Genomic DNA, 2165 nt, shown 5'->3' with positions numbered 1-2165 from the left:
AGGGGTTTCATTAACTGCCCCCGATATGATCATTAATCGGTTTTAGAACCTCACGCTCAAACCAGCTTAATTTTTCCGGCTCTTCCCTGGCTGCGGTGCTGCCGCCTTTTCCGGTTTGTTTCCTGGCCGAAACAGTGCCGGCTGCACGGGCATCGCGTTTTTCAGACACCGATAAATGTTCCCGCAGGGTAAAAGTGACCTGCCATGCCTGCTTACCGTCCAGCTTGCTGGCATCAATGGTACTGGTGAAGGTGCCAATGCGAAAATTGATGGCCTGTGCGGTCAGGTTGGCGACCCTGTAGCGTTTCAGGTTGCCGCCATCTTTGGCTTCCGCCAGTGCAAACAGGCGCGACAGGGTTTTCTGTTCCGTAAAGGGGACAATGCCCGTAATGCGCAATTCCTTCGGCTTGATGCCCTGCTCGGCGACCGCCGTGCTGGATGACTGGCCGCTTTGGTCGCTGTCCTGAAACATCATGGAGGGCGTGACGGTCAGGCTTTTTAACGGGATGGCCTCGCCATCAAGAGCGAGGGTGATAATCTGGCTCATGGTGTAGCATCCTTTCCAGTGGGCTGATGTCATCCCCGACAAACAGCGTTGCCAATGTATAAATGGCGTCCGGCTCCGGGATACCCTTGCGCATCTGTTCGGCCAGATGGGCACCGTGGCCTGTTCCGGTGAATGTCCAGACGCTGGCCGATTTTCCCATTGCACCATTCAGGATATCTGTGACCTGCTGCAAGGCGTTCTGTCTGGCGGTGGTAAACCCGCTTAACTGGGATTTTAATCCGGCCAAACTGCTGCCCGCACTGGCCTGTGACTTAGCCTGTTCAATCCGTTGCACATTAGCCGCCAGGCGACTGGTTGCAGTTGACAGCGGCTGGGGCAGCGGTAAACCACCGCCCTGCGGCGCTGGCAATTGCATTTTGGTGATCGCCTGACTCTCTGCGGTTTTTGCCATACGGGTGACCTGAGCAAAGACCGGAAGCGGCAACACCGATGCAAACTGCGTCATATGTTGCATAAATTCAGCGTAGGTTTTGGCGCAGACCATCAATACCAGACTGTTTATGTTACCTTCGCCCGTAAGTTTATTGGCTAATGTGTCAATGGCATTCGCCGGACTCAGATAACTGCCGCTGTCAGTCTGTTGCCCAATGTTATAGAGAAACGGGTGAACAGGGACGATAGCAGCGGAGATCCCCGATAAATCCGGGGACAGCTTCATGATTTTACGCTGCCACATCAACATCAGGGTGCTCCGGCCAGTTAACATGCCCGGGGTCGGTTGTCACATCAACCGACCTAACCTCGTTCTTATAAGCCTGCCACGCTGACAGTTTAGCCCTGTTGGCGTCGCTGATTTCATACAGCATCAACTCTGTGCGCCAGTCGAGCATCACAGCATCAGCATGTTTAAGCAATTGCTGGCGCTTGTATTCAGCAGTCTGAATAAGTTCTTCATGGGTTGGCGGCGGGTTCAATATTTCATTGACTTCTTTTTCAGTTATTAGGGTTAATCCTTCAGCAATAAACTCTTCGTCACAATCATCTTCATAGGCATAAATATTATTATTGCTGTCAATATAATATTTCATCGTAACTCCCTCCACGTCAGATTTGTTACCCCGGACGTATTAACTCTGTATGTGGAGCCGGGGGGAATTACCGGGCAGTACCCCCCGGCTCCTGATAGTGGTAATCTATCAACCACAACATTTACAAACCATGGTGCTGACGGTCGCAAGAAGTCAAGAAGCAGCTGTATTGGTTTTCCTGTCGAGTTTGTATATGTGACCCCGACTGAGCGCTGCGATGTTACATCAACCCATCCCTGGCCGTAGCCGAGCAGTGGAAGATTTATATCTTTACTGCCATCAAATGAAACGCCGTTGATTAATCTGGCCCCGGCAAGTTTCAGTGCCGATGCTGCCTGACCATTTTTATCAAGCGCGCCGATAACGGCAGGGGTTGGTACGTTATTCACCCCATAATATTCAACCCATGGATTCCATGGCCCGTCATTTCCGTTCCAGATCTGAGAAAGCCCACGCGTAAATTTCCTGCCCGTACTGAATGATGTGTACTCTTGTTGACAGCCATATGCACTCGGCGTAACAACCAGTGTTCCCGCCTGGTTGACCGGATAATTATTTGCTGTCGTCGC

At 51.7% G+C, this 2165-nt stretch carries 4 protein-coding genes; all 4 read right to left on the bottom strand.

What is annotated here, in order from left to right; genetic code table 11:
• Nucleotides 1–10: 10 nt before the first annotated feature.
• Entirely contained in the window at nucleotides 11–547 is a 537-nt protein-coding gene (locus tag BO26_RS18305; RefSeq protein WP_036774013.1) for a baseplate complex protein, read from the bottom strand.
• A complete protein-coding gene (locus tag BO26_RS18300; RefSeq protein ID WP_338049158.1) occupies nucleotides 519–1250 on the bottom strand; it encodes a hypothetical protein in 732 nt (243 codons plus the stop codon). The genes BO26_RS18305 and BO26_RS18300 overlap by 29 nt, the downstream gene beginning before the upstream one ends.
• A complete protein-coding gene (locus tag BO26_RS18295; RefSeq protein WP_036774011.1) occupies nucleotides 1231–1596 on the bottom strand; it encodes a tail fiber assembly protein in 366 nt (121 codons plus the stop codon). The genes BO26_RS18300 and BO26_RS18295 overlap by 20 nt, the downstream gene beginning before the upstream one ends.
• The coding region (locus tag BO26_RS18290) for a pyocin knob domain-containing protein (protein WP_036774009.1) at nucleotides 1593–2165 on the bottom strand (573 nt) is incomplete at its 5' end. The genes BO26_RS18290 and BO26_RS18295, both read right to left, overlap by 4 nt.

This window comes from Photorhabdus australis DSM 17609, from assembly GCF_000711895.1.
Lineage (GTDB): Bacteria > Pseudomonadota > Gammaproteobacteria > Enterobacterales > Enterobacteriaceae > Photorhabdus > Photorhabdus australis.
Note: the sequence above shows the minus strand (reverse complement) of the source record. Positions and strands in the feature narration are given on the sequence as shown.